Raw genomic sequence first — 22958 nt, forward strand, 5'->3', positions numbered from 1 at the left:
CGCACGAGTCCGTGAGGGACCCGTGCGGCGCCGCTCTCCTGTCCGGCGGGCCCCGTCGCTCAGCCGGCGGCGACGGCCACCGGTGCCGCCTCCGCGCCGTCGGCCGCCACCCGGGAGCGGCGCTCGATGCCGACGACGGCGGCCACGGCGCCGATCAGGCACAGGATCCCGGTGACGGTCACGAAGATCCCGCCGGGCATCACGAAGAAGTTCAGCCCGGTGATGACGACGCCGGTGGTCATCGACCGGTTGCGGCTGGGGGCTCCTCCGGGGGGCGGGACTTCGCAACGCCGGGCGGGCCGGTCCCCCGTCCGGCACCCACCAGCGGTCAGTTCAGCATCGCCCGAGCGGCGAGGGCCTCCCCCCGCACCCGCTCCCCGGCCGCCTCGTCCACCGCCGAGACCACCTCCGCGTACGCCTCCAACTCCCCGGCCCCCGCCGAGAACTCCCCCCGCTGCACCAGCAACCGCGCCCGCTCGTACCGCAGCCGCGCCGCATGGGACGGGAACAGCAGCGACAGCTCCACCGCCCACAACCCCACATCCGACCGCTCCGGCCGGGCCGCCGCCCACGCCCGCACGTTGTTCAGGATGCGCAGGACGACGTCCAGCACCCCCGCCGGCGTCAGCATCGACGCGTTCAGCGACGCCCCCGTCGCCCCCGCGACCAGCAGCTCCGCGTCGGCCCCGCTCAGCACCCGCCCCCCGTCGAACGGATCGACCAGCACCTGCCCCGCACCCACGCCCCCGCCCGGCTCCCCGAACCCGACGACGAAATGCCCCGGCAGCGCCACCCCGTACACCGGCGCACCCGCCCGCCGGGCCACCTCGATCCACACCACCGACAGCAGGATCGGCAGCCCGCGCCGCCGCCGCAGCACCTCGTGCAGCAGCGAGGACTCCAGCCGCTGGTAGTCGTCCGGAACGCCGTGGAATCCGTACCGCTCACCCAGCAGGTCCCGCAGCGCCAGCGCCCACGCGCGCGGCGAGCCGGGCCGGTGGGGCAGCTCGCCCGCCAGCCGGTCCAGCTCCACCTGCACGGCGTCCATGCCCGCCTCGTCCAGCGTGCCGTCCGCCTCGGCGCCCACCAGCAGGCACAGGGTGGACAGGTCGGGCCGCTCGCAGCGGGCCTCCTCGGCGAACCGCCGGCGCAGTTCCGCGGACCGCTCGGGCGGCGGGGGGTAGGGGGAGCGCATACCCGGTTCGTGCCCGCTCACAGCGCTCCGTCACCTACCGGGGCCGACGATTCCGGAGCGCGGTAGTGGTGGTACGCGTGATGCGCCGCGAAGCCCATACGGTCGTACAGCGCCCGCGCGCCCGCGTTGCCGTCCTCCACCTGGAGCCAGGCGGCCGAGGCTCCCTCGTCCAGTGCCCGCCGGGCCAGCGCGGCCATCACGGCGGTCGCCAGCCCTCGCCGCCGCCGCGCCGGATCCACCTCGACCGCCGCGAAGCCGGCCCACCGCCCGTCCACGACGCACCGCCCTATGGCGGCCGGCGCGCCGGGGCCGCCCGGCACCGTGGCGAACCACACCGACGGCCCGGAATGCAGGACCCTCAGGGCCGCCTCGCTCACGCCTTTGCGCCGGTACCGGGACAGCCACGCCTTGTCGGCCTCCCGCGACAGCACGACCCCGGACGGCTCCCCGCCCGGGTCGGCGACCGGCGCCAGCGGGCCCACCCACAGCTCGGCGGTCACCTCCCGTACCCAGCCGCGCCGTTCCAGCTCCGCGCACAGCGGTTCCTGCGCCCCTTCGGCGCCGGTCGCGGTCTGGACGTAGGCGGGCAGCCCCCGGGCCGCGTACCAGCCGCGTACGGCCGTCAGCGCCTCGTCGAGCGGCACGCCCGGGTCACCGAGCGGCAGCGCGGAGTTGGCCCGCCGCGTGAAACCGTCCGCAGCCCGCAGCTCCCACTCGCCGAGCCGCTCGCTCTCCACGGGCCGCCACGCCCGCGCGGAGATCCGCGCCAGCTCCCCGTACGAGGCCGCCGGCCCCCGGCGACGCGCCGGAGCGGAGGGGACGACCTTGCCCGCGACCAGCGAGGACTCCGCGACGCGGACGCTCTCCCCGTTCTTCCTTGTGATCCGCAGCACACCGTTGTCCCATGATGTGAGAACGCCGACCGTGTCGGTGAACTTCTCACCCGATGGACCATGTTCGATCAAGCTCCGTACCGAGACCCGTTTTCCCACGTCAGCAGTGGTGATACGGACCTCGAGGCGCCCGGCGGCAGAGATTTCCACAGGTCAGTTCACCCCTCCTGTTCGGATCATGCCCAGGAACGGAGATACTAGGGGCGGGCATCGACGACGCCGCGCTCCCGCGCGCCAGGCGGCGGAGCCTGAGGAGGCCCGCCAGCGCCCAATCGAGGAGGAACGACAGCGTGACCTACGTCATCGCGCAGCCTTGTGTCGACGTGAAGGACAAGGCGTGCATCGAGGAGTGCCCGGTCGACTGCATCTACGAGGGCCAGCGGTCCTTGTACATCCACCCGGACGAATGCGTCGACTGCGGCGCCTGTGAACCGGTCTGCCCGGTCGAGGCCATCTTCTACGAGGACGACACTCCCGAGGAGTGGAAGGACTACTACAAGGCGAACGTCGAGTTCTTCGACGAGCTCGGCTCGCCCGGCGGCGCCAGCAAGCTGGGGCTGATCGAGCGGGACCACCCGTTCATCGCCGCGCTGCCGCCGCAGGCGTAGCCGTCCCGCGAGCGGCCCCGCATCGACGTGCCGCCCTGGTCCCGCACGGCCCGGTCGTCCCGGTCGCCGTGCGGGTCCGAGGCGTTCGCCGTACCAGAAAGTGAGCCACTTCCCGTGTCCGCAGTCTCCGACCGGTTGCCCACCTTCCCCTGGGACAAGCTGGAGCCCTACAAGAAGACGGCCGCCGCGCACCCCGACGGCATCGTCGACCTCTCGGTCGGCACGCCCGTCGACCCGGTGCCCGAGCCGATCCAGAAGGCCCTGATCGCCGCGGCGGACTCGCCGGGCTATCCCACGGTCTGGGGCACGCCGGAACTGCGCGACGCGATCATCCGCTGGGTGGAGCGCCGGCTGGGCGCCCGTGAGGTCACCCACCGGCACGTCCTGCCGATCGTCGGCTCCAAGGAACTGGTCGCCTGGCTGCCCACCCAGCTCGGACTCGGCCCCGGCGACAAGGTCGCCTTCCCGCGCCTGGCCTACCCGACGTACGAGGTCGGCGCCCGTCTCGCCCGCGCCGGGTACGAGGCCTACGACGACCCGACCGAGCTGGACCCGACGGGCCTGAAGCTGCTCTGGCTGAACTCCCCGTCCAACCCGACGGGCCGGGTGCTCTCCAAGGAGGAACTCACCCGGATCGTCGCCTGGGCCCGCGAGCACGGCGTCCTCGTCCTCTCCGACGAGTGCTACATCGAGCTCGGCTGGGAGGCCGACCCGGTCTCGGTGCTGCACCCCGACGTCAACGGCGGTTCCCACGACGGCATCGTCTCGGTCCACTCCCTCTCCAAGCGGTCCAACCTCGCCGGCTACCGCGCCGCCTTCCTGGCCGGTGACCCGGCGGTCCTCGGTCCGCTGCTGCAGATCCGCAAGCACGGCGGGATGATGACCTCCGCGCCGACGCAGGCGGCCGTGGTGGCGGCCCTGGGCGACGACGAGCACGTCCGTGTCCAGCGGGAGCGGTACGCGGCCCGCCGCACCGCCCTGCGCGACGCGCTGCTCGCCCACGGCTTCCGCATCGAACACAGCGAGGCCAGCCTCTACCTGTGGGCCACGAGGGACGAGTCCTGCTGGTCCACGGTCGCCCACCTCGCCGACCGGGGCATCCTGGTGGCCCCCGGCGACTTCTACGGCCCGGCAGGCCACCACTTCGTCCGCGTGGCCCTGACGGCAACGGACGACCGGGTCCGGGCCGCGGTGACCCGCCTGACCACCTGACCCGCACCACGGGCTGCGGAACGACTGCCCACGGCCAGGCCGGTACACAGCGAACGACGGGGCCCGGGGAACACCCCGGACCCCGTCGCCGTACGGCCGGCCGCAGGCCGGGCCTCAGCCGATCGGCAGCCCCTTGACCGGCAGGTTCTTCCCCGCCGGCACGCCGCCCTTCGCCAGCGAGTCCGTCGGCAGCTCCTTCACCACCGGTACGGCCTTCTTCACGGTCGTACCCGCGGCCGGCGCCACCTGGCCCGCGTCCGGCGTGCTCTTGCTGACACCCTTGGCCACGTTGTCCACGGCGCCGCCGGTCGCGCCGTCCAGCGCGCTCAGGCCGAGGTTCGGGGTGGCGGGCAGCTCCGGAGCCGCGCTCGCGGTGCCGGCCGCACCGACCCCGGCGGCCGCTCCCGCAGCGACGAGCAGCGCGGCACGGGCGATCCGACGGGTCAGGGGGAGGGACATGGTGCTCCTTCGACGGCAGAGAACGGTGAGGTGTCCGGCCGCCCGGAGAGCGATCCACTGGCTGTCGACCGCCGGGCTCGGACGCAGTGACTACCGCTCGACCGCCGGGAAGGTTGCGGCGTGACGACGTAAAGAGTTGGCAATGCGTCGCATTATCGGCCGCGTACAACGCCTGCGGGTGAGCCCCCGTACTACTGAGCGGTGGTGATCCGGACCGCTCCCGCGCCGCCGTCACCCGAGTCCGCGGACCCCTTGCCGTCGGCCGTCCGCCACTGGCTGTCGGTGTTCCCGGCGGTCCACTCCCGCCCCGCGTACGAAACCCGCTTTATGTGCAGCTCGGAGGCGTTGGCCACGGCCCAGTGGGCCAGCTGCCAGCCCCGCACCCCGGCACTCCGCCCGGCCCCGGCCCCGGGGGCGACCGGGAGCGTCACCGTCCGCCCGTCGGAACCGCCGGTGTCCGGGACGCCCGGGGCCTCCGACGACGCCGGGCCGTCCACCTCCGCGCCGGCCGGCTCCAGCGCGTCCCGCCCGAAGTCCCGGACCAGCGCGGCCCGCACCGCGTCCGCACCCGCCGCCCGGGTCGCCGCGGGACGGCCCTCGCAGGTCAGCGTCGCCGCCGAGCGCCCGGTGAGCGCTGCGGCCAGCAGCGCGGCGTCCGGTTCGTGCTTGGCGTACGCCTGCGGGAAGCCGCTGCGCTGCACCCGCTGCGCGGCGACCGTGAGCGGCAGCCGGGTGTAGCCCGGTACCTCCTCCAGGTGCTCGTAGAACTTCCCCGCCGCGTACGCCGGGTCCATGATCTCCTTCGGCGTGCCCCAGCCCTGCGAGGGACGCTGCTGGAACAGTCCCAGCGAGTCGCGGTCGCCGTAGTCGATGTTGCGCAGCGCCGACTCCTGCAGCGCGGTCGCCAGCGCGATCGTCACGGCCCGCTCGGGCAGGTCGCGGGCCGTGCCCACGGCGGTGATCGTCGCCGCGTTCACCGCCTGCTCGGGCGTGAACTCGTACGCCGCGCCGTCGTCCTTGCCGGACACGACCGTGCAGCCCGGACCACCGGTACCCCCGGTGTCGTACTGCACGACGACGTATCCGGCGACCGCGGACAGCACCACAAGACCCGCGCTCCAGCGGATGAGACGGCCGCGACGCGTGCGCTGGGAAGGAAGGGACGGCTCTGGCACGCGTACAAGGTACTGGAGAGTACGGTTCCTTGTGAGCCGGGTGCGGACAGTGGTCCCGGGCCGGGGCGTTAGGGTCGTCGGCATGGCCGACACCCCGCTTGACCTCACGCTGGACGCCGCGCGCCTGACCGCGCAGCTCGTCGACTTCCCCTCCGTCAGCGGCACCGAGAAGCCGCTCGCGGACGCGATCGAGACCGCGCTGCGCGCCCTGCCGCACCTCACGGTCGACCGGTACGGCAACAACGTCGTGGCCCGTACGCGGCTGGGGCGCGCGGAGCGGGTGGTCCTCGCCGGTCACATCGACACGGTCCCGATCGCGGACAACGTCCCCTCCCGGCTCGACGCCGACGGCACGCTGTGGGGCTGCGGCACCTGCGACATGAAGGCGGGCGTGGCCGTCCAGCTGCGGATCGCGGCCACGGTCCCGGCCCCGAACCGCGACCTCACGTTCGTCTTCTACGACAACGAGGAGGTCGCCGCCGACCTCAACGGCCTCAAGCACGTCTCCGAGGCGCACCCGGAGTGGCTGGAGGGCGACTTCGCGGTGCTGCTGGAACCCTCCGACGGCCAGGTGGAGGGCGGCTGCCAGGGCACGCTGCGGGTGCTGCTGAAGACCAGCGGCGAGCGAGCCCACTCCGCGCGGAGCTGGATGGGCTCCAACGCGATCCACGCCGCCGCCCCGATCCTCGCCCGCCTGGCCGCGTACGAGCCCCGCTACCCGGTCATCGACGGGCTGGAATACCGCGAAGGACTGAACGCGGTCGGCATCTCCGGGGGAGTGGCCGGCAACGTCATCCCCGACGAGTGCGTCGTCACCGTGAACTTCCGCTACGCCCCGGACCGCACGGAGGAGGAGGCCCTGGCCCATGTCCGCGAGGTCTTCGCGGACTGCGGAGTGACGGAGTTCGCCGTCGACGACCACAGCGGCGCCGCGCTCCCCGGCCTGTCCCACCCGGCCGCGGCGGCCTTCATCGAGGCGGTGGGCGGCACCCCGCAGCCCAAGTACGGCTGGACGGACGTCTCCCGCTTCTCGTCGCTGGGCGTCCCGGCGGTCAACTACGGCCCCGGCAACCCCCATCTGGCGCACAAGCGGGACGAGCGCGTGGACACCGCGAAGATCATCGCGGGGGAGGAGCGGCTGCGGTCCTGGCTGACGGCCTGACACCGCCACACCGCGAGGGCGTTTGGAACGCGCTCCCGTGGACATGCTGACGTCCCCCGTACGTAACCCGCGTAGATCTACGCTGAGGCGGTACGACCTGGTACACGGAGGGAGCGGACATGGCTACGGGCAACCCCGAGGGGAAGCGGCGGCCGCCGGAGGAGAAGCGTCAAGGGCCGGTCCTCCGCCGGCGGGGACAGGTGCAGGCGAGCACCAGCGACCAGCGGCTGCTGGACGAGCGGGCCCCCTCGGACTGGGTGCACACCGACCCCTGGCGGGTGCTGCGCATCCAGTCGGAGTTCATCGAGGGCTTCGGCGCGCTCGCCGAACTCCCGGCCGCCATCAGCGTCTTCGGCTCGGCGCGCACACCGGTGGACTCCCCGGAGTACGAAGCCGGGGTCCGGCTCGGCCGGGGCCTGGTCCAAGCGGGCTTCGCGGTGATCACCGGCGGCGGCCCCGGCGCCATGGAGGCGGCCAACAAGGGCGCCCTCGAGGCGGACGGCATGTCGATCGGCCTGGGCATCGAGCTGCCCTTCGAGCAGGGGCTGAACCCCTACGTCGACATCGGCCTGAACTTCCGCTACTTCTTCGTCCGCAAGATGATGTTCGTGAAGTACGCCCAGGGCTTCGTCGTCCTGCCGGGCGGCCTCGGCACCCTGGACGAACTGTTCGAGGCCCTGACCCTCGTCCAGACCCAGAAGGTCACCCAGTTCCCCATCGTCCTGTTCGGCACGGACTACTGGGGCGGCCTGGTCGACTGGCTCCGCCACACGGTCATCGCCCAGGGCAAGGCGGCGGAGAAGGACCTGCTCCTGTTCCACGTCACGGACGACGTGGACGAGGCGGTGGCCCTGGTCTCCAAGGAGGCGGGCCGCTGAGGCGCTTCTGCAGGGCCGGCCGGGGCGAAAGAACCCCACGCCGGCCCTCCCCGCGCCCACCCCCTACGCCAGCCCCCTGCGGGCCACCGCCGGCGCCCGCTCCCCGGCGATGGACGACACCATGTCCAGCACCTGCCGGGTCTCGGCGACCTCGTGCACCCGGTACACCCGCGCCCCCAGCCACGCGGACACCGCGGTCGTCGCCAGTGTCCCCACCACCCGCTCCTTGACCGGGCGGTCCAGCGTCTCCCCGACGAAGTCCTTGTTCGACAACGACACCAGCACGGGCCATCCCGTGGCGACCATCTCGCCCAGCCGCCGCGTCGCCTCCAGACTGTGCCGCGTGTTCTTCCCGAAGTCGTGCCCCGGGTCGATCATCACCGACTCCCGCGGCACCCCCAGGGACACCGCCCGTTCCGCCAGGCCCACGGTCACGTCCAGGATGTCGGCCACGACGTCGTCGTACGTCACCCGGTGCGGACGCGTCCGCGGCTGCGCGCCGCCCGCGTGGGTGCACACCAGGCCCGCGCCGTACCGCGCGGCGACCTCCGCGAGCCGCGGGTCGACCCCGCCCCACGCGTCGTTCAGCACGTCCGCGCCCGCCTCGCACACGGCTTCGCCGACCTCGTGCCGCCAGGTGTCGACGCTGATCACGACGTCCGGGAAGCGCCGCCGCACCTCGGCGACGAAGCCGACCGTCCGCCGTACCTCCTCCTCGGCCGTGACCTCCTCGCCCGGTCCGGCCTTCACCCCGCCGATGTCGATGATCGCGGCACCCTCGGCCACGGCCTGCTCCACGCGCGTGAGCGCGGGCTCGTCGCGGAACGTGGCGCCCCGGTCGTAGAAGGAGTCCGGGGTCCGGTTCACGATCGCCATGATCACCCGCTCGTGCGGTGCGAATTCCCGCTGGCCCAGCCTGAGCATCCCCTGCGACCTCTTCTCGTACGTCCGTCCCGGGCCGCCCGCGTCCGCCCGGTGGCCCCGACTGTCAGACTCGCATGGCACGATCGGAGCCACACATCCGACTCCGACTCACCGACCGTGGGGGCCCCGGCGATGGTTATGTTCCTGTTCCTGGTCGTCGCGCTCGCCGTCGTGGTGGCCGCGGTGACCCTCGCCGTGGTGGGCGGCGGCGACAACGGCCCGCTGCCCGACGCGGCCCCCGAGCGCCTGGTGGACTTCCTCCCGCCGGACCGCCCGGTCAGCCGCGCGGACGTGGACGGCCTGCGCTTCCCGCTCACCGCCCGCGGCTACCGGATGGCGGACGTGGACGACGCCCTCGGCCGGCTCGGCGCCGAACTCGCCGAGCGTGACGCCCGGATCGCCGACCTGGAATCCGCTCTGGCCGGCGCCCGTGCCGCCGCCGCACACCTCTCCATGGACAAGCCCGCCCCGCACCGGGAGGACGAGCAGCCGTGAGCCACGAAGCGGACGCCCCGGCCGGTCAGGACGGCCTCCCGCGCTGCCCCTGGGCCCTGTCCACCGCGGAGTACGTGACCTACCACGACGAGGAGTGGGGCCGTACGGTCCACGGCGACGACGCCCTCTTCGAGCGCCTCAGCCTGGAGGCGTTCCAGTCCGGCCTGTCCTGGATCACCATCCTGCGGCGCCGCCCCGGCTTCCGTGCCGCCTTCGCCGACTTCAAGATCGCCGCGGTCGCGGAGTTCACCGACACCGACCGCGAGCGCCTGCTCGCCGACACCGGCATCATCCGCAACCGCGCCAAGATCGACGCGACGCTGGCCAACGCGCGCGTGCTGGCCGAGTGGGCGCCCGGCGACCTGGACGCCCTGATCTGGTCCCACGCCCCCGACCCGGCCGGCCGCCCGGCGCCGAAGACCCTCGCCGACGTCCCCGCGGTGACCCCGGAGTCGACGGCCCTGTCCAAGGGACTGAAGAAGCGGGGCCTGCGCTTCGTCGGCCCCACCACGGCGTACGCCCTGATGCAGGCCTGCGGTCTGGTGAACGACCACCTGGAGACGTGCGTGGCGAGGCGCGGCTGAGCCGTACGCCCCGCCCGTCCGTCCGGGCCGGGGCTCAGCGGCCCAGGTACCTGGGCTTCTCCTTGTTCACGAACGCCCGCACCGCGATCGCGTGGTCCTCGGAGGAGCCCGCCCGGGTCTGCAGCTCGTCCTCCTTGTCCAGCGCCTCCTGAAGCGAGTGGCTCAGCCCGTACGCCACGGACTCCTTCAGCGCCGCGTACGCCACCGTCGGCCCCTCGGCCAGCGCGCGGGCCACCTTCTCCGCCTCCGCGCGCAGCTCCGAGGCCGGTACCAGCCGGTTCGCGATGCCCAGCTCGTAGGCCTCCTGCGCGGAGACACTGCGGGGGAAGAGCAGCAGGTCGGTGGCGCGCCCGGGGCCGATCACCCGGGGCAGTGTCCACGAGATCCCGGAGTCCGCGGTCAGCGCGACCCCGGCGAACGAGGTGTTGAACGCCGCCGTGTCCGCGACGATCCGGTAGTCCGCGGCCAGCGCGAAACCGAAGCCGGCGCCCGCCGCGACCCCGTTCACCGCCGCGACCACCGGCTTCGCGGCCCCGGTGATCGCCTTCACGATCGGGTTGTAGTGCTCGCGCACCGTGCTCATCGTCTGCCCCGAACCGCTCTCCCGGTCGGCGGCCAGCAGCCCGATGTGCTCCTTGAGGTCCTGCCCGACACAGAACGCCCTGTCACCGGCGGCCGTCAGCAGCACGGCCCGCACGGCGTCGTCGTCAGCGGCGGCCCGTACCGCGTCCCGGAGGGCGACCTTCGCCGCGACGTTCAGCGCGTTCATCGCCTCCGGGCGGTTCAGCGTGATCGTCGCGAGTCCGTCGCTCACCTCGTAGAGCACGGTGTCGGCCATGGCGTATCCCTCCGTGTCGCGGCTCGGGGCGTACCGGCGGGTACGCACCTGTCTGCAGGACAGCATGACGGAGATCACCGGCTCCGGAGCACGGCCCGCGTGTGACCTGCGTCAAACAATTCACGTCCGATTCCGGCGCACGGAGGTGTGCGCGGCGGCGAAGTATCGCAGCCACATCGCCGAATTGAGTGGTTTTGCTCGCGCGCGTTGCCCAAGCGATGCCAACTGATGTTGGTCATCGGGTCCTGCGATGCGGGATAATGGCCTGGAAGCAATGTGTTCGATGCCGGTGGCGTGTGTCCTGCTTCAAGGACCGCAGGTGCCCTTCAGTGGGCCGTCGGCTAGACGGTTGAGCTGGGTTTCAGGAAGGGGAACGAGCATGGCGGCCATGAAGCCGCGGACGGGTGATGGCCCGCTCGAGGTGACCAAGGAGGGGCGGGGCATCGTCATGCGCGTTCCGCTCGAAGGCGGCGGTCGGCTCGTCGTCGAGCTGACCCCGGACGAGGCCGACGCCCTCGGCGACGCGCTGAAGAAGGTCGTCGGCTGACGCGCAAGCGACCATACCCTTTCGGCCGCCCCGGCACCGCACGCGGTGCCGGGGCGGCTGTTTGCGTACGGGAGAGGGCGCAGCCGGTCTCAGCCGGTCGCCGCTTCACCGCACGCCGCAGCGCCGCTTCACCGCTTGACCGCGCAGAGGAGCCCGTCCCCGACCGGCAGCAGCGACGACACCAGATCCTGGCTCTCGCGCACGGTCCGCACCAGCTCCCGCAGCCGCAGCACCTCCGAGGGCTGCGGACCGGAGTCCACGGTGCGCCCGTTCGCGAACACCCCTTCGAAGGCGACCAGGCCTCCGGGGCGCAGCAGGCGCAACGATTCAGCGAGGTAGTCCTGATACTCCTGCCGGTCGCCGTCGCAGAAGACGAGGTCGTAACCGGCGTCCGCGAGGCGCGGCAGCACGTCCAGCGCGCGGCCCGGGATGAAGCGGGCCCGGTTGCCCGCGAAACCGGCGTCGCGGAACGCCTGACGGGCGGACTGCTGGTGCTCCGGCTCCTGGTCGACCGTGGTGAGCACCCCGTCCGGCCGCATCCCGTGCAGCAGATGGATGCCGGAGACCCCGCAGCCGGTGCCGATCTCCGCGACCGCCTTGGCGTCCACGCTGGCGGCCAGCAACCGCAGGGCCGCGCCCGTGCCGGGCGACACCGAGCGCAGCCCTGCGTCACGGGCCCGGTCCCGGGCCCAGTGCAGCGCCTCGTCCTCGGCGACATAGGCGTCGGCGAACGCCCAGCTCGTCTGCCGGTTGGCGGTAATGACCCTCTCCCGTCCCCGTGGTTGCCTGGGCGTGACTGTATCCGTTGGCGTCGGGAACCCGCAGATGGGACCGGTCGTTTAAAGGGGTGAGCAAGTGGCGTGTGCCGTGACGGGGGGCAGGCAGTGGACGAGGACGCCGAGCAAGTGCTGACGCAGTCGTACGAGCCGTGGCAGCGCAGATCAAATTCTCGTAAAACCGCTTATCCGGAGCTAACGGGCGAGGTGGCTATGGTAGGGGCTCCACTGGACACCACCAGAGCCGATAGGGGAGGTGCGGCTGCGCCTGTGGATCGCGGAGGAGTGCTGCGGCGCTTCCTCGGATCGGCGGGCAGGCCGAAATCCGTGAACGACACCGCTGCTGACCACCACCGCGCCGGCGACCCGGCCCAGACCGCGACCTTCTCCAGCGACGCGGACGGGCAGGCGTGGACTCCGCCCACCTGGGAGGAGATCGTCAGCATGCACAGCGGCCGGGTCTACCGGCTCGCCTACCGCCTCACCGGCAACCAGCACGACGCCGAGGACCTCACGCAGGAGGTCTTCGTCCGCGTCTTCCGCTCCCTGTCGACGTACACCCCCGGCACCTTCGAGGGCTGGCTGCACCGCATCACCACCAACCTCTTCCTGGACATGGTCCGCCGCAAGCAGCGGATCCGCTTCGACGCGCTCGGTGACGACGCGGCCGAGCGGCTGGCCAGCAAGGAGCCCTCACCGCAGCAGGTCTTCAACGACGCCCACTTCGACGCGGACGTCCAGCAGGCCCTCGACACCCTCGCCCCCGAGTTCCGCGCCGCCGTCGTCCTGTGCGACATCGAAGGTCTGTCGTACGAGGAGATCGCGGCCACCCTGGGCGTCAAGCTCGGCACCGTCCGTTCCCGGATCCACCGCGGCCGTTCCCAGCTGCGCAAGGCCCTCGCGCACCGTTCGCCCCAGGCGCGCGCGGACCGCCGCTCCTTCATGCCGCGTGTTCCCGCAATGGGAGGAGGGGGCGCGAGCGCGTGAGCGGTTCACAGCCGAAGTCCTCCGAGGGACACCTCGCAGAGCAGCACCTGGGAGACCGACTCTCCGCCCTGGTGGACGGGGAGCTCGGTCATGACGCGCGTGAGCGCGTACTGGCGCACGTCGCCACCTGCGCGAAGTGCAAGGCGGAGGTGGACGCCCAGCGCCGTCTGAAGAACGTCTTCGCGGAGGCGGCCCCGCCGCCGCCGTCCGAGAGCTTCCTGGCCCGTCTGCAGGGGCTGCCGGCCGGCGGCGACCTCGGCGACGGCTCACCGCTGGGCGGCGGGGGACTGCCGGGCGGCCCGGCCGGGCGGTTCGGCTCCTCCGGGGTCTTCGGGAGCAGGCGCGGCGAGCGCTTCGAGTTCGCGTACACGCCCGTCCGGCGCCACGGCACGGCACCGGCGGCAGCCGTGGCCGGCCGGGAATTCGGCATCCACGACGTCAGCCGTCACGAGACCGACCGGCCGGCCTCGCGCGGACTGCGGTTCGCGTTCGTCGCCGCCGGAGCGGTGTCGCTGGCCGCGATCGCCCTGGGCGGCGTCACCGCGACCGGGCCCGCCGACCCGGAGGCCCGCGGCTCGGGCAAGGGCAGCAATGTGACGCCGGTGCGCACCCAGGGCGCGGCCCCGGCCACGGCGCCCGAATCCCGGCGCCGTGGCGTCGGACCGCTGCTGAGCCAGATGGCGGGGCAGAGCGCGCGAGGCGGCGCCTCCGTCGCTCCGACGGCGGTCTCCGCGCCGCTGCTGCCCGGCGTTCCCCCGCCCGCGGAGGGGGGTGCCACGGCGGTGTCCCCGCTGATACGCCCGCTGGAATCCGCCCCGCCGCTCACCCTGACCGCATGGGCCACCTCCGCCGGGCTCAGGGCCCCCGGTCTCGTCACCCCCAGGCCCACCAGCACGGCCCGCTGACCCGTTCACTGCGCAAGGGCGCGCGAACCTGATTAGATTCCAGGCGGCGCGCCCAGGCAGATGCGGCCGGGCGCCGAGCCAGTGTCCAGCTGTGGGGAGAGCATGAACAACGGGAAGCCGGGCCCACCGGGGGAGGAGCCGACCGTGCGTCCGGAGGTACCCGACGGGGACTTCGAACTGGCCCGCCCGGCCGGCGCACCGGCCACCACGGGCAACCACGAGGGCGACTACGAACTCGACCGCCCCCGAAACGCCGGGAACACCCCCGACGCGCGGAGCACGCCCACCGCCTCCGGGCCGGAGACGACCGTGGCGCCGGCACCCGCTGTTCCCGCCGGACGGACGGGCGGGTCCGACGCGCCCGCCCCTCCGGAGTCCGGTCCCGCCCCGACGCCCGGCACCCCTGCCGACGCCGCCGGGTCCCAGGGGAACGCCGAGCCCGCCGACGTGCCGGGTGTTGCTGCCCCGGGTGAGCCGCACGGGCCCGGTGGCGGGCGGACGCGGCCCCTGCACGACCCCGACCCCTACAGCACCCCGCCCTACGGCGAGCCGGGCCCCTGGGCCCCCGCACCGCCCGTGCAGCACCCGGCGGCCACTCCCGCGCACGGGATGGCGAGCGTCGCACCTCCCGCGGCCACGGCCACGCCCATCCCCGCCCAGGCGCACCCCGACGCCACGGACGCCCCGCCCGCCGACCCCTGGGGGCGCTACGACCCCTGGGCGGCGGCCGCGGCGGGCACCCCGCTGCGGCAGGCCGGGCCCGCGGTGGCGGACGGCAAGCGGCGGCGCGGGGGCGCCCGCCGGGTGCTCCTGACAGGCGCGCTCATGCTCGCCCTCGTGTCCGGCGGCATCGGCGGGATCGTCGGCGCGTACCTGGAGCGCAACGGCGGGGTGGGGACCGTGGAACTGCCGCAGGCCGGCAAGGAGGCGTCCGGGCGGGACCCGGGCAGCGTCGCCGGAATCGCCGCGCAGGCACTGCCCAGCGTCGTCACCCTGCACGTGAGCGGCGCCGGGAAGGCCGGCACCGGCACCGGCTTCGTGCTCGACGGGCGCGGTCACATCCTCACCAACAACCACGTCGTCGAGCCCGCAGGCGACGACGGCGAGATCACCGTCACCTTCCACAGCGGTGACACCGCCGAGGCCACCGTCGTCGGCCGGGACAGCGGCTACGACCTCGCCGTCGTGAAGGTGAAGGGCGTCCGCGGGCTCGCCCCCCTGCCCCTCGGCAACTCCGACAACGTGCGCGTCGGAGACCCCGTCGTCGCCATCGGCGCCCCCTTCGACCTGGCCGGCACCGTCACCTCCGGCATCATCAGCGCCCGCGAGCGGCCCATCACCGCGGGCGGCGAGAAGGGCGACGGCAGCGACGTGTCGTACGTCGACGCCCTGCAGACCGACGCGCCGATCAACCCCGGCAACTCCGGCGGCCCCCTGCTCGACGCCAAGGCCCGGGTGATCGGCATCAACTCGGCCATCCGGTCCGCCGACGGCGGTGCCGACCTGGACGGCGGTCGGGCCGGTTCCATAGGGCTCGGCTTCGCCATCCCGATCAACCAGGGCAAGCGCGTCGCCGAGGAGCTGATCAACACCGGGAGCGCGAGCCACCCGGTGATCGGCATCACCCTCGACATGGACTACAGCGGCGACGGCGCCCGCGTCGCCGCCAAGGGAAGCGACGGCGGTCCACCGGTCAGCACCGGCGGCCCCGGCGCCGAGGCCGGGATCGAGGCCGGCGACGTCATCACCGAGGTCGACGGCCGGCGCGTCCACTCCGGTGAGGAACTGATCGTCAAGACCCGCGCACACCGCCCCGGCGACCGGCTGGAGCTCACCCTGGAGCGGGACGGGAAGGAGCGGACGGTGTCGCTGGTGCTCGGCTCCTCCGACGGCGGCTGAGCGGGACGCGGGCGCCCGGGACAGTACCGGTCGTACGGGATGGCCGGGTACCGTGGACCCGGCCCGGACCACGGAAGACCACAGGCCGGCACCGAGGGCCGAGGACCGAAGGCATCGCGAGGAGCTTCAGGTGTTCAATGACATAGGACCGCTCGAGCTGGTGACGCTCATCGTCCTCGCCGTGCTCGTCTTCGGTCCGGAAAAGCTCCCCAAGGTCATCCAGGACGTGACCCGCACGATCCGGAAGATCCGGGACTTCTCGGAGAGCGCCAAGCAGGACATCCGGCAGGAGCTCGGCCCGGAGTTCAAGGACTTCGAGTTCGAGGACCTCAACCCCAAGACGTTCATCCGCAAGCAGATGGACAACGACGACCTGGGGCTGAAGGAGATCCGTAACGGCTTCGACCTGAAGAAGGAGATGGCCGAGGTCGCGGACGCCGTCCACGGCCGCGAGACGGACTCCGCCACGCCCCCCTCCGGCGGCCGCGTGGACATGACCAAGAAACCGGAGATCCCGGCGGCCGACAGCCGTCCGCCCTTCGACGCGGACGCCACCTGAGCCGTGTGCGCGAGGGCGTACGCCCTCGCGCACGTGACGCGTTTCATACTCCACCCGGGCTCCGTACGGCCTGATACGGACGTCCTGGCGAGCCGTCTGCCGGGCAGTTTCCCGGCCCGTGGCCGCGGGGTGGCTATGCTGCCGAGTTGTTGTGCGGAACGGACGAGTACGCCCGTAGGGGGGCGGGCCGCCCGGTCCGACGAGAGCGAGGAGGCGTCCGGGCACATGGAGACGACGAGTTCGGCAGTCGCGCAGGCGCCGGCCGCGGAGGACGGACCACACGTCCCCTCCGCCGCCCGGCGTACGGTCGACGGCTACCTGCGTGCGCCCTTCCCGTGGTACGGCCTGGACGAGGCCTTCACGGGGCCGCGCTGGCTGATGCAGGTCGGACTGGCGGCCGACGGAGCCGTCGAACACGGATCGGTCGGGCACGGCGACGAGCCCTCGGTGCGCAGCGAGTACGCGGCCGGGGCCGACCGGGACGCGAAGGAGAAGTTCGCGGTCGTGGTGACGGTGGCCGCCAACCCGGTCCGCCGCAGCGCCGACGGCACCGGTCTGCTGGAGGCCACCTCGGTCTCCTCCGCCGCCTGGCTCGCCGGTGTGGGGCTGCTGTCCTTCACCTGGCCCGGCCAGATGGACCACTCCCTGCGCGACGACTGGCTGGAGCAGCAGACGGAGACGGCCTGGGTCCTCGCCGACGACCTGGAGGGCGCGGACTGGTCGACGCTGTCCCTGCCCGTGGACGGGGTTCCGACGCCGTTCCACTACCGGGAGTCCGAGTTCGGCTGGGTGCTCGCCGGTTCCACGCGGGCGGGCGTGCACGTGGGCGCGTACGGCCGGGGCATGAGCGCGTACGGCCTCGGCTTCGCCGTGGTCAAGGACATCGCCGCGTACCAGGACTGAGCGGGTGTGCCGAAGGGCGCCGTCCCCGCGGACGGCGCCCTTCGGCGTGCGGACCCTCAGAACTTGTTGCGCGGGGTGATCCCCAGGGACATGCCCGACAGGCCCCGCTGCCGCCCGCCCAGCTTGCCGGCGATCGAGCGGAGCGCCGAGCCCGCCGGGGAGTCCGGGTCGGACAGGACCACGGGCCTGCCCTCGTCGCCGCCCTCGCGCAGCCGGACGTCGATCGGGATGGCACCGAGCACCGGGACGTTCGTACCGGTCGTGCGGGTCAGGCCGTCGGCGACCGTCTGGCCGCCGCCGGTGCCGAAGACGTCGACCATCTCGCCGCAGTGCGGGCAGGGCAGCCCGGACATGTTCTCGACCACGCCGACGATCTTCTGGTGCGTCTGCACGGCGATGGAGCCCGCCCGCTCGGCCACCTCGGCCGCCGCCTGCTGGGGCGTGGTGACGACCAGGATCTCGGCGTTCGGCACCAGCTGGGCCACGGAGATCGCGATGTCGCCCGTGCCGGGCGGCAGATCGAGGAGCAGCACGTCCAGGTCGCCCCAGTACACGTCCGCGAGGAACTGCTGGAGCGCGCGGTGCAGCATCGGCCCGCGCCACACGACCGGCGCGTTGCCCGGGGTGAACATGCCGATGGAGATGACCTTCACGCCGTTCGCCGACGGCGGCATGATCATGTTCTCGACCTGGGTGGGACGCCCGTCGGCCCCCAGCATGCGCGGCACCGAGTGGCCGTAGATGTCGGCGTCCACGACGCCGACCTTCAGGCCGTCGGCCGCCATGGCCGCCGCCAGGTTCACCGTCACCGACGACTTGCCGACGCCGCCCTTGCCGGACGCGACCGCGTACACCCGGGTGAGGCTGCCCGGCTTGGCGAAGGGCACCTCGCGCTCGGTCTGGCCGCCGCGCAGGGCGTTCGCCAGCTCCTTGCGCTGCTCGTCACTCATGACGTCCAGCGTCACGTCGACCCGGGTGACACCCTCGACCCGGGAGACCGCGTCCGTCACGCGCTGCGTGATGGTGTCCCGCATGGGGCAGCCGGAGACCGTCAGGTACACGGTGACCGCGACCGCCCCGTCCGCGCCGATCTCCACCGATTTGACCATGCCGAGTTCGGTGATGGGCCGGTTGATCTCGGGGTCGTTCACCGTCGCCAGTGCTTCGCGCACCGCGTCTTCCGTAGCCATAAGGACGATGGTACGGCGCCGGGTACACCCGCCGGTAAGTATGTCAGCGGTCGTCTGCGTCACGTCCCGGCGGCCGTTCCGCCCGCATCGCCGTGAATGAGCCGTGCTGTTCCTTGTGCCCGTTCCGGTGTGTCTCCAGTTCCTTGACCATGTCCTGGAGCTCGGAACGGATCCAGTCCCGGGTGGCGACCTCCCCGAGCCCGATCCGCAGGGCGGCGATCTCCCGGGTCAGGTACTCGGTGTCCGCGATCGACCGCTCGTTCTGCTTGCGGTCCTGCTCCAGGTTGACCCGGTCGCGGTCGTCCTGCCTGTTCTGCGCGAGCAGGATCAGCGGGGCGGCGTAGGAGGCCTGGAGGGACAGCATCAGGGTCAGGAAGATGAACGGGTACTCGTCGAAGCGCAGATGCTTCGGCGCGGACACGTTCCACAGCACCCACAGGATGATGACGAACGTCATCCAGACGATGAAGCGCCCGGTGCCCAGGAACCGCGCGGTGCGCTCCGAGAGCCGCCCGAAGGCCTCCGGGTCCCACTCGGGCAGGAGCCGGCGCCGCGGAGGGCGCGGCTGGTCCAGCCGGGGCGTGCGCGGCCGGCCGGCGGCCGTGGCACCCGCCGGCAGCCGCTCGCGCACGCCGTCGCGCTCAGCCGCCATCGGGCACCACCTCCTCGTCGAGGTGGAACTCGGTCTCCCGCCAGTCGTCGGGCAGCATGTGGTCCAGTACGTCGTCCACCGTCACCGCGCCGAGCAGCGACCCGGCCTCGTCGACCACGGGCGCCGCCACCATGTCGTACGCGGCGAAGAACCCGGCGACCACGGGCAGTGCCGCGTCCGGGTCCAGGGGCTGCAGATCGGTGTCCAGGATCGAGCCGACCAGCGTGTACGGGGGATCGCGCAGCAGGCGCTGGAAGTGCACGGTGCCCAGGTACTTGCCGGTGGGCGTCTCCTCGGGCGGGCGGCAGACGTAGATCTGCGCGGCGTGCGCGGGCGAGAGGTCGGGCTCGCGGATGCGGGCGAGCGCGTCCGCGACGGTCGCGTCGGGCCGCAGCACGATGGGCTCCGTGGTCATCAAGCCGCCCGCCGTGTGCTCCTCGTACGCCATCAGGCGCCGCATGTCGGCCGCGTCGCCCGGCTGCATCAGGCTCAGCAGCCGTTCCTTGTCCTCCTCGGGCAGCTCGCCGAGCAGGTCGGCCGCGTCGTCGGGGTCCATGGCCTCCAGCACGTCGGCCGCGCGTTCCTCCTTCAGCTTGCCGAGGATCTCGATCTGGTCGTCCTCCGGCAGCTCCTCCAGGACGTCCGCGAGCCGGTCGTCGTCGAGCGCGGCGGCCACCTCCGCGCGCCGCTTGGGCGAGAGGTGGTGCAGGACGTTGGCGAGGTCGGCGGGGCGCAGCTGCTCGAAGGTGGCGAGCAGGTTCTCGGCGCCCTGCCCGTGCTCCTCCAGGGAGAAGCCGGTGACCGCGGACCACTCGACGGTCAGCGCCTCGCCCTTGCCGCGCCGGAACGCGCCGCCCTTCTTCCCCTTGCGCACGAACACGCGGTCGATCTCCCACTCGCGGCGGGCGGGCAGCTGATGCACCGACAGGTCGAGGACGGTGACCTCCTCGCCGCTGTCCACGAGCGTCACCCGCCGGTCGAGGAGCTCGCCGAAGACGAGCCGCTCCGTGGGCCGCTGCTCGAAGCGCCGCACGTTGAGCACCCCGGTCGTGATGACCTGGCCGGACTGCACGGCGGTCACCCGGGTCATGGGCAGGAAGATGCGGCGCCGGGTGGAGAGTTCGACCACCAGGCCGATCAGCCTCGGCGGGCGGCGTCCGGGCCGCAGGATGACGACCAGATCGCGCACGCGTCCCACCTGGTCCCCGGCCGGGTCGAAGACGGCGACACCGGAGACGTGTGAGACGAAGAACCGGGGTGCGCCCCCTGCCATGGCGGCGGCTCCTTTTCGTGCGGGATCTTTCGGTGTACTGCCTGCTGTGTTCGTTTCTCCCCATTGCCCGCTCGGACGGGCTTCAGGCTAGCCCGTCCCGATCGGCCGTGCGCCCGCGGCCGCTCCGGACGGACTGGCTCCGCCCGGCCTCCCCGGCCCCGGTACTCTGCGGTACGCCGTTCAGGTCCCCCGTAAGAGAGGCAGCCCACCTGTGATTCCGATCTCCCAGGGCCGTTCCCGCAGGGCCACGCTGGCCGGCGCCGTGTGCGCACTGCTCGTGACGGGGACGGCGCTCACGGGATGCTCCGAGGATCCGAACGAGGGCACCAACGGTGTCGGGCGACTGCCCGCCGACCAGATCCAGAACAGGGCCCAGAAGGCCGCCGGGTCGGTCGGCGCCGTGCGGCTGCACGGAACCGTGGTCACCAGCGGACGCACGTACACGCTCGACATGCGGCTGAAGGAGAAGGGCGGCATCGGCTCGGTCACCACCAAGGGGGAGACGTTTCGCCTGCTGCGGATCGACGACGAGCTGTACCTGAAGGCCGGTGCCGAGTTCTGGGGCCAGGGCGCCGGCGCGGGTGAGGGCGACAGCGAGGCGGACGCGGCGGCGGCCGGCAAGCTCGCCGAGAAGTATGTGAAGGTGCCGCAGGGCGATCCCTCGTACAGGAAGTTCATCGGCTTCACCGACAAGAGTGTGCTGCTCAGTGGTCTGCTGACCCTGCACGGCGAGCTGGCCACGGACGGCCACCACGAGCAGTCGGGCGTGCGCACCATCCGCGTCACCGGCGACAAGGGCTCCGGCGGCACCCTGGACGTCTCGCTCGAGGGCAAGCCCTACCCGGTGCGCCTGGTGCGGGCCGGGAAGGCGGGCACCCTCACGTTCTCGGCCTGGGGTACCGACTTCCCCCTGGAGAAGCCGGCCGAGGACGAGACCCTGGACTACGGCAAGCAGCTCCCCACGTCCTAGCGCCGGCTACCCACGGCGCCGCTTCCCCTTCAGGAGCAGCCGGGGCAGTCCGGCCGGGGCGGGCCGCCGCGTCGTCACCGGGGTCGGCAGCGGGGCCTCGGCCAGGGAACCGTCGGGGAGCGGTGACGTCGCTCCCGTCGGCTCGAGGCGCAGCACCCGGCACTCGCGCGCCCAGCGCTCGGGCATGGTCTCGGCGTCGGGCGCGTTGAGCCGCTTGCCCTTGAGCTCGGCGACCGCGGCCGCCCACGCCTCGGAGCCCGGCGCCGGCTCCACGACCGTCGCGGACCAGGTGACCAGCCGGCCGCCCTTGTCCTTGCTGCGGACCGTCACCTCGGCCGGTCCGCCGCCGGCCAGCCCCGGCAGCGGCTGCTCGCCGGGCCCGTCGCCGATCACGCACGCGGCCCCGTCGTGCCACACGTGCCACAGCGCGCGGGCCGGAGCACCGGGACCCCTCACCCAGATGAGGCCGGACTTCTTCGTGGCCTCCTCGATGAGGGCCCGGTCGAGCAGCTCGCTTGTCATGTGCCCAGCCTATCCAGGGGCGCGCCGGGTCCCGTGCGCCGTCAGAGCCAGCCGTTGCGCTTCAGGGTGCGGTGGATGCCCAGACAGATGGCCACCGTGACACTCAGGACCAGCGGATAGCCGTACTTCCAGTGCGTCTCGGGCATGTAGTCGAAGTTCATCCCGTACACCCCGCACACCATGGTCGGTACGGCGATGATCGCGGCCCACGAGGTGATCTTCCGCATGTCCTCGTTCTGCGCCACGGAGGCCTGGGCCAGATTGGCCTGGAGGATGGAGTTCAGCAGCTCGTCGAAGCCGATGACCTGCTCCTGCACGCGTGCCACGTGGTCGGCGACGTCCCGGAAGTACTTCTGGATCTCCGGGTCGACCAACCGCATCGGCCGCTCGCTGAGCAGCTGCATCGGCCGCAGCAGCGGCGCCACGGCGCGCTTGAACTCCAGCACCTCACGCTTGAGTTGGTAGATCTGCCCGGCGTCCGTACCGCGCGGGGCGCCCTTGCGGCCCGGCGAGAACACCTGCGTCTCGACCTCGTCGATGTCGTCCTGCACCGCGTCGGCCACCGCGATGTAGCCGTCCACCACATGGTCGGCGATGGCGTGCAGTACCGCCGAGGGGCCCTTGGCCAGCAGTTCGGGGTCGTCCTGGAGGCGGTGCCTGAGGGCGCGCAGGGAGCCCTGGCCGCCGTGCCGGACGGTGATGAAGAAGTCCCGGCCGGTGAAGCACATCACCTCGCCGGTCTCGACGACCTCGCTGCTGGAGGTGAGCCGGTTCTTGTCGACGTAGTGGATGGTCTTGAAGACCGTGAACAGGGAGTCGTCGTAGCGCTCCAGCTTGGGCCGCTGGTGGGCCTGGACGGCGTCCTCCACGGCCAGCGGGTGGAGCCCGAACTCCGCGGCGATCCCGGCGAATTCGGCCTCGTTCGGTTCGTGCAGGCCGATCCACACGAAGCCCCCGTCGCGACGCACCAGGCGCATGGCCTCCTGGGGGGTGAGCTGGCCGCCCTCGGTCACCAGGCGGCGGCCGTCGCGGTAGACGGCGCAGTCGACGACGGCGGTGGTCGTCGCGGGGTCACGGGTGGTGTCGTACGGGCCGCTCTCCTTGCGCAGCGAGACACGGGAGGAGGGACGGACCACGGCGCGCAGGTCGCGGATCATCGACATGGCGGGCTCCTTCGCGGGCAGGCAACGAAAGGCGCCGGAACGACGGGTGGAACAACCCGGAATGAGGACGTCCTGGACTGCGGATGTTTGGCACGTCCACAAAGCGGGCAGCACCGCACCGTCGCGGTGGCGAGCTTCGTCGCTGATACAGCTACGGGGGCAGATCAGGCAGAACGAAACGACGTGCTC

The 22958-nt window shown here is 72.7% G+C and carries 26 protein-coding genes; 13 read left to right on the plus strand and 13 right to left on the minus strand.

Going from position 1 to position 22958, the window contains the following annotated elements:
* Positions 1 to 59: 59 nt before the first annotated feature.
* From F1615_RS04100 to F1615_RS04110, 3 genes are all read right to left on the minus strand, one after another.
* Complete coding sequence (locus F1615_RS04100) at positions 60 to 242, minus strand: hypothetical protein (protein ID WP_149547477.1); 183 nt, start codon at positions 240 to 242, stop codon at positions 60 to 62.
* A gap of 86 nt (positions 243 to 328) precedes the next feature.
* Positions 329 to 1195 carry a transglutaminase-like domain-containing protein gene (locus F1615_RS04105; RefSeq protein WP_149547478.1) on the minus strand — a complete coding sequence of 289 codons (867 nt, stop codon included), beginning with the start codon at positions 1193 to 1195 and terminating at the stop codon, positions 329 to 331.
* Between the two features lie 17 nt (positions 1196 to 1212).
* Positions 1213 to 2238 (minus strand): GNAT family N-acetyltransferase, encoded by a 1026-nt coding sequence (locus F1615_RS04110; protein ID WP_149547479.1) that lies wholly within the window; start codon positions 2236 to 2238, stop codon positions 1213 to 1215.
* 140 nt (positions 2239 to 2378) lie between these two features.
* On the opposite strand from F1615_RS04110, the gene fdxA reads away from it, so the two are divergent.
* Both fdxA and F1615_RS04120 read left to right on the plus strand, forming a co-directional pair.
* The gene (gene fdxA, locus F1615_RS04115; protein WP_004926152.1) at positions 2379 to 2696 is read left to right on the plus strand and encodes a ferredoxin; all 318 of its coding nucleotides are present in this window, start codon (positions 2379 to 2381) and stop codon (positions 2694 to 2696) included.
* 114 nt (positions 2697 to 2810) lie between these two features.
* The gene (locus tag F1615_RS04120; protein ID WP_149547480.1) at positions 2811 to 3908 is read left to right on the plus strand and encodes a bifunctional succinyldiaminopimelate transaminase/glutamate-prephenate aminotransferase; all 1098 of its coding nucleotides are present in this window, start codon (positions 2811 to 2813) and stop codon (positions 3906 to 3908) included.
* Between the two features lie 114 nt (positions 3909 to 4022).
* Here F1615_RS04120 and F1615_RS04125 read toward each other — a convergent pair whose 3' ends face one another.
* Complete coding sequence (locus F1615_RS04125; protein WP_149547481.1) at positions 4023 to 4367, minus strand: ATP-binding protein; 345 nt, start codon at positions 4365 to 4367, stop codon at positions 4023 to 4025.
* 191 nt (positions 4368 to 4558) lie between these two features.
* On the minus strand, positions 4559 to 5542 hold the full coding sequence (locus F1615_RS04130) for a heavy metal transporter (RefSeq protein WP_244328636.1): 984 nt from the start codon (positions 5540 to 5542) through the stop codon (positions 4559 to 4561).
* A gap of 82 nt (positions 5543 to 5624) precedes the next feature.
* On the opposite strand from F1615_RS04130, the gene dapE reads away from it, so the two are divergent.
* Together dapE and F1615_RS04140 are read left to right on the plus strand one after the other, a co-directional pair.
* Positions 5625 to 6704 carry a succinyl-diaminopimelate desuccinylase gene (gene dapE / locus F1615_RS04135; RefSeq protein WP_149547482.1) on the plus strand — a complete coding sequence of 360 codons (1080 nt, stop codon included), beginning with the start codon at positions 5625 to 5627 and terminating at the stop codon, positions 6702 to 6704.
* Positions 6705 to 6823: 119 nt separating this feature from the next.
* Positions 6824 to 7582, plus strand: coding sequence for a TIGR00730 family Rossman fold protein (locus F1615_RS04140; protein WP_149547483.1), 759 nt, complete (start codon positions 6824 to 6826; stop codon positions 7580 to 7582).
* Positions 7583 to 7645: 63 nt separating this feature from the next.
* On the opposite strand, the gene folP is transcribed toward F1615_RS04140, so the two are convergent.
* Complete coding sequence (folP, locus tag F1615_RS04145; RefSeq protein WP_149547484.1) at positions 7646 to 8506, minus strand: dihydropteroate synthase; 861 nt, start codon at positions 8504 to 8506, stop codon at positions 7646 to 7648.
* 138 nt (positions 8507 to 8644) lie between these two features.
* On the opposite strand from folP, the gene F1615_RS04150 reads away from it, so the two are divergent.
* Together F1615_RS04150 and F1615_RS04155 are read left to right on the plus strand one after the other, a co-directional pair.
* Positions 8645 to 9001, plus strand: coding sequence for a DivIVA domain-containing protein (locus F1615_RS04150; protein WP_167533670.1), 357 nt, complete (start codon positions 8645 to 8647; stop codon positions 8999 to 9001).
* Positions 8998 to 9585 (plus strand): DNA-3-methyladenine glycosylase I, encoded by a 588-nt coding sequence (locus F1615_RS04155; RefSeq protein WP_149547486.1) that lies wholly within the window; start codon positions 8998 to 9000, stop codon positions 9583 to 9585. Before F1615_RS04150 ends, F1615_RS04155 begins: the two co-directional genes overlap by 4 nt.
* Before the next feature lie 34 nt (positions 9586 to 9619).
* Here F1615_RS04155 and F1615_RS04160 read toward each other — a convergent pair whose 3' ends face one another.
* On the minus strand, positions 9620 to 10423 hold the full coding sequence (locus F1615_RS04160) for an enoyl-CoA hydratase/isomerase family protein (protein WP_149547487.1): 804 nt from the start codon (positions 10421 to 10423) through the stop codon (positions 9620 to 9622).
* 379 nt (positions 10424 to 10802) lie between these two features.
* On the opposite strand from F1615_RS04160, the gene F1615_RS04165 reads away from it, so the two are divergent.
* Positions 10803 to 10970, plus strand: a complete 168-nt coding sequence (locus tag F1615_RS04165; RefSeq protein WP_003966491.1) for a DUF3117 domain-containing protein — start codon at positions 10803 to 10805, stop codon at positions 10968 to 10970.
* A 128-nt stretch (positions 10971 to 11098) separates the two neighbouring features.
* On the opposite strand, the gene F1615_RS04170 is transcribed toward F1615_RS04165, so the two are convergent.
* The gene (locus F1615_RS04170) at positions 11099 to 11797 is read right to left on the minus strand and encodes an O-methyltransferase (RefSeq protein ID WP_149547488.1); all 699 of its coding nucleotides are present in this window, start codon (positions 11795 to 11797) and stop codon (positions 11099 to 11101) included.
* A 276-nt stretch (positions 11798 to 12073) separates the two neighbouring features.
* Between F1615_RS04170 and sigE the strand changes: the two genes are divergently transcribed.
* The 5 genes from sigE to F1615_RS04195 all read left to right on the plus strand — a co-directional run bounded on the left by sigE (position 12074) and on the right by F1615_RS04195 (position 16999).
* Positions 12074 to 12733, plus strand: coding sequence for an RNA polymerase sigma factor SigE (gene sigE / locus F1615_RS04175; RefSeq protein ID WP_149547489.1), 660 nt, complete (start codon positions 12074 to 12076; stop codon positions 12731 to 12733).
* The gene (locus F1615_RS04180) at positions 12730 to 13638 is read left to right on the plus strand and encodes an anti-sigma factor family protein (protein WP_149547490.1); all 909 of its coding nucleotides are present in this window, start codon (positions 12730 to 12732) and stop codon (positions 13636 to 13638) included. The genes sigE and F1615_RS04180 overlap by 4 nt, the downstream gene beginning before the upstream one ends.
* 102 nt (positions 13639 to 13740) lie before the next feature.
* Positions 13741 to 15537: a trypsin-like peptidase domain-containing protein gene (locus F1615_RS04185; RefSeq protein ID WP_149547491.1), complete on the plus strand. Its 1797-nt coding sequence runs from the start codon at positions 13741 to 13743 to the stop codon at positions 15535 to 15537.
* 130 nt (positions 15538 to 15667) lie between these two features.
* Positions 15668 to 16096, plus strand: a complete 429-nt coding sequence (locus F1615_RS04190; RefSeq protein WP_149547492.1) for a sec-independent translocase — start codon at positions 15668 to 15670, stop codon at positions 16094 to 16096.
* Between the two features lie 225 nt (positions 16097 to 16321).
* The gene (locus F1615_RS04195) at positions 16322 to 16999 is read left to right on the plus strand and encodes a hypothetical protein (protein ID WP_149547493.1); all 678 of its coding nucleotides are present in this window, start codon (positions 16322 to 16324) and stop codon (positions 16997 to 16999) included.
* A gap of 56 nt (positions 17000 to 17055) precedes the next feature.
* Here F1615_RS04195 and F1615_RS04200 read toward each other — a convergent pair whose 3' ends face one another.
* The 3 genes from F1615_RS04200 to F1615_RS04210 are packed head-to-tail and all read right to left on the minus strand — an operon-like array spanning position 17056 to position 20114.
* On the minus strand, positions 17056 to 18189 hold the full coding sequence (locus F1615_RS04200; RefSeq protein WP_149547494.1) for an Mrp/NBP35 family ATP-binding protein: 1134 nt from the start codon (positions 18187 to 18189) through the stop codon (positions 17056 to 17058).
* A 43-nt stretch (positions 18190 to 18232) separates the two neighbouring features.
* On the minus strand, positions 18233 to 18841 hold the full coding sequence (locus F1615_RS04205) for a DUF1003 domain-containing protein (RefSeq protein ID WP_149547495.1): 609 nt from the start codon (positions 18839 to 18841) through the stop codon (positions 18233 to 18235).
* Positions 18831 to 20114: a magnesium transporter MgtE N-terminal domain-containing protein gene (locus tag F1615_RS04210; RefSeq protein ID WP_149547496.1), complete on the minus strand. Its 1284-nt coding sequence runs from the start codon at positions 20112 to 20114 to the stop codon at positions 18831 to 18833. Before F1615_RS04210 ends, F1615_RS04205 begins: the two co-directional genes overlap by 11 nt.
* A 211-nt stretch (positions 20115 to 20325) precedes the next feature.
* On the opposite strand from F1615_RS04210, the gene F1615_RS04215 reads away from it, so the two are divergent.
* Positions 20326 to 21084, plus strand: coding sequence for a hypothetical protein (locus F1615_RS04215; protein ID WP_149547497.1), 759 nt, complete (start codon positions 20326 to 20328; stop codon positions 21082 to 21084).
* Between the two features lie 6 nt (positions 21085 to 21090).
* On the opposite strand, the gene F1615_RS04220 is transcribed toward F1615_RS04215, so the two are convergent.
* Both F1615_RS04220 and F1615_RS04225 read right to left on the minus strand, forming a co-directional pair.
* Complete coding sequence (locus F1615_RS04220) at positions 21091 to 21606, minus strand: hypothetical protein (RefSeq protein ID WP_149547498.1); 516 nt, start codon at positions 21604 to 21606, stop codon at positions 21091 to 21093.
* Positions 21607 to 21647: 41 nt separating this feature from the next.
* On the minus strand, positions 21648 to 22769 hold the full coding sequence (locus F1615_RS04225) for a magnesium and cobalt transport protein CorA (RefSeq protein WP_149547499.1): 1122 nt from the start codon (positions 22767 to 22769) through the stop codon (positions 21648 to 21650).
* Between the last annotated feature and the right edge of the window lie 189 nt (positions 22770 to 22958).

Origin of the sequence: Streptomyces marokkonensis (genome assembly GCF_008312835.1) — a bacterium.
GTDB classification, from domain to species: Bacteria; Actinomycetota; Actinomycetes; order Streptomycetales; family Streptomycetaceae; genus Streptomyces; species Streptomyces marokkonensis_A.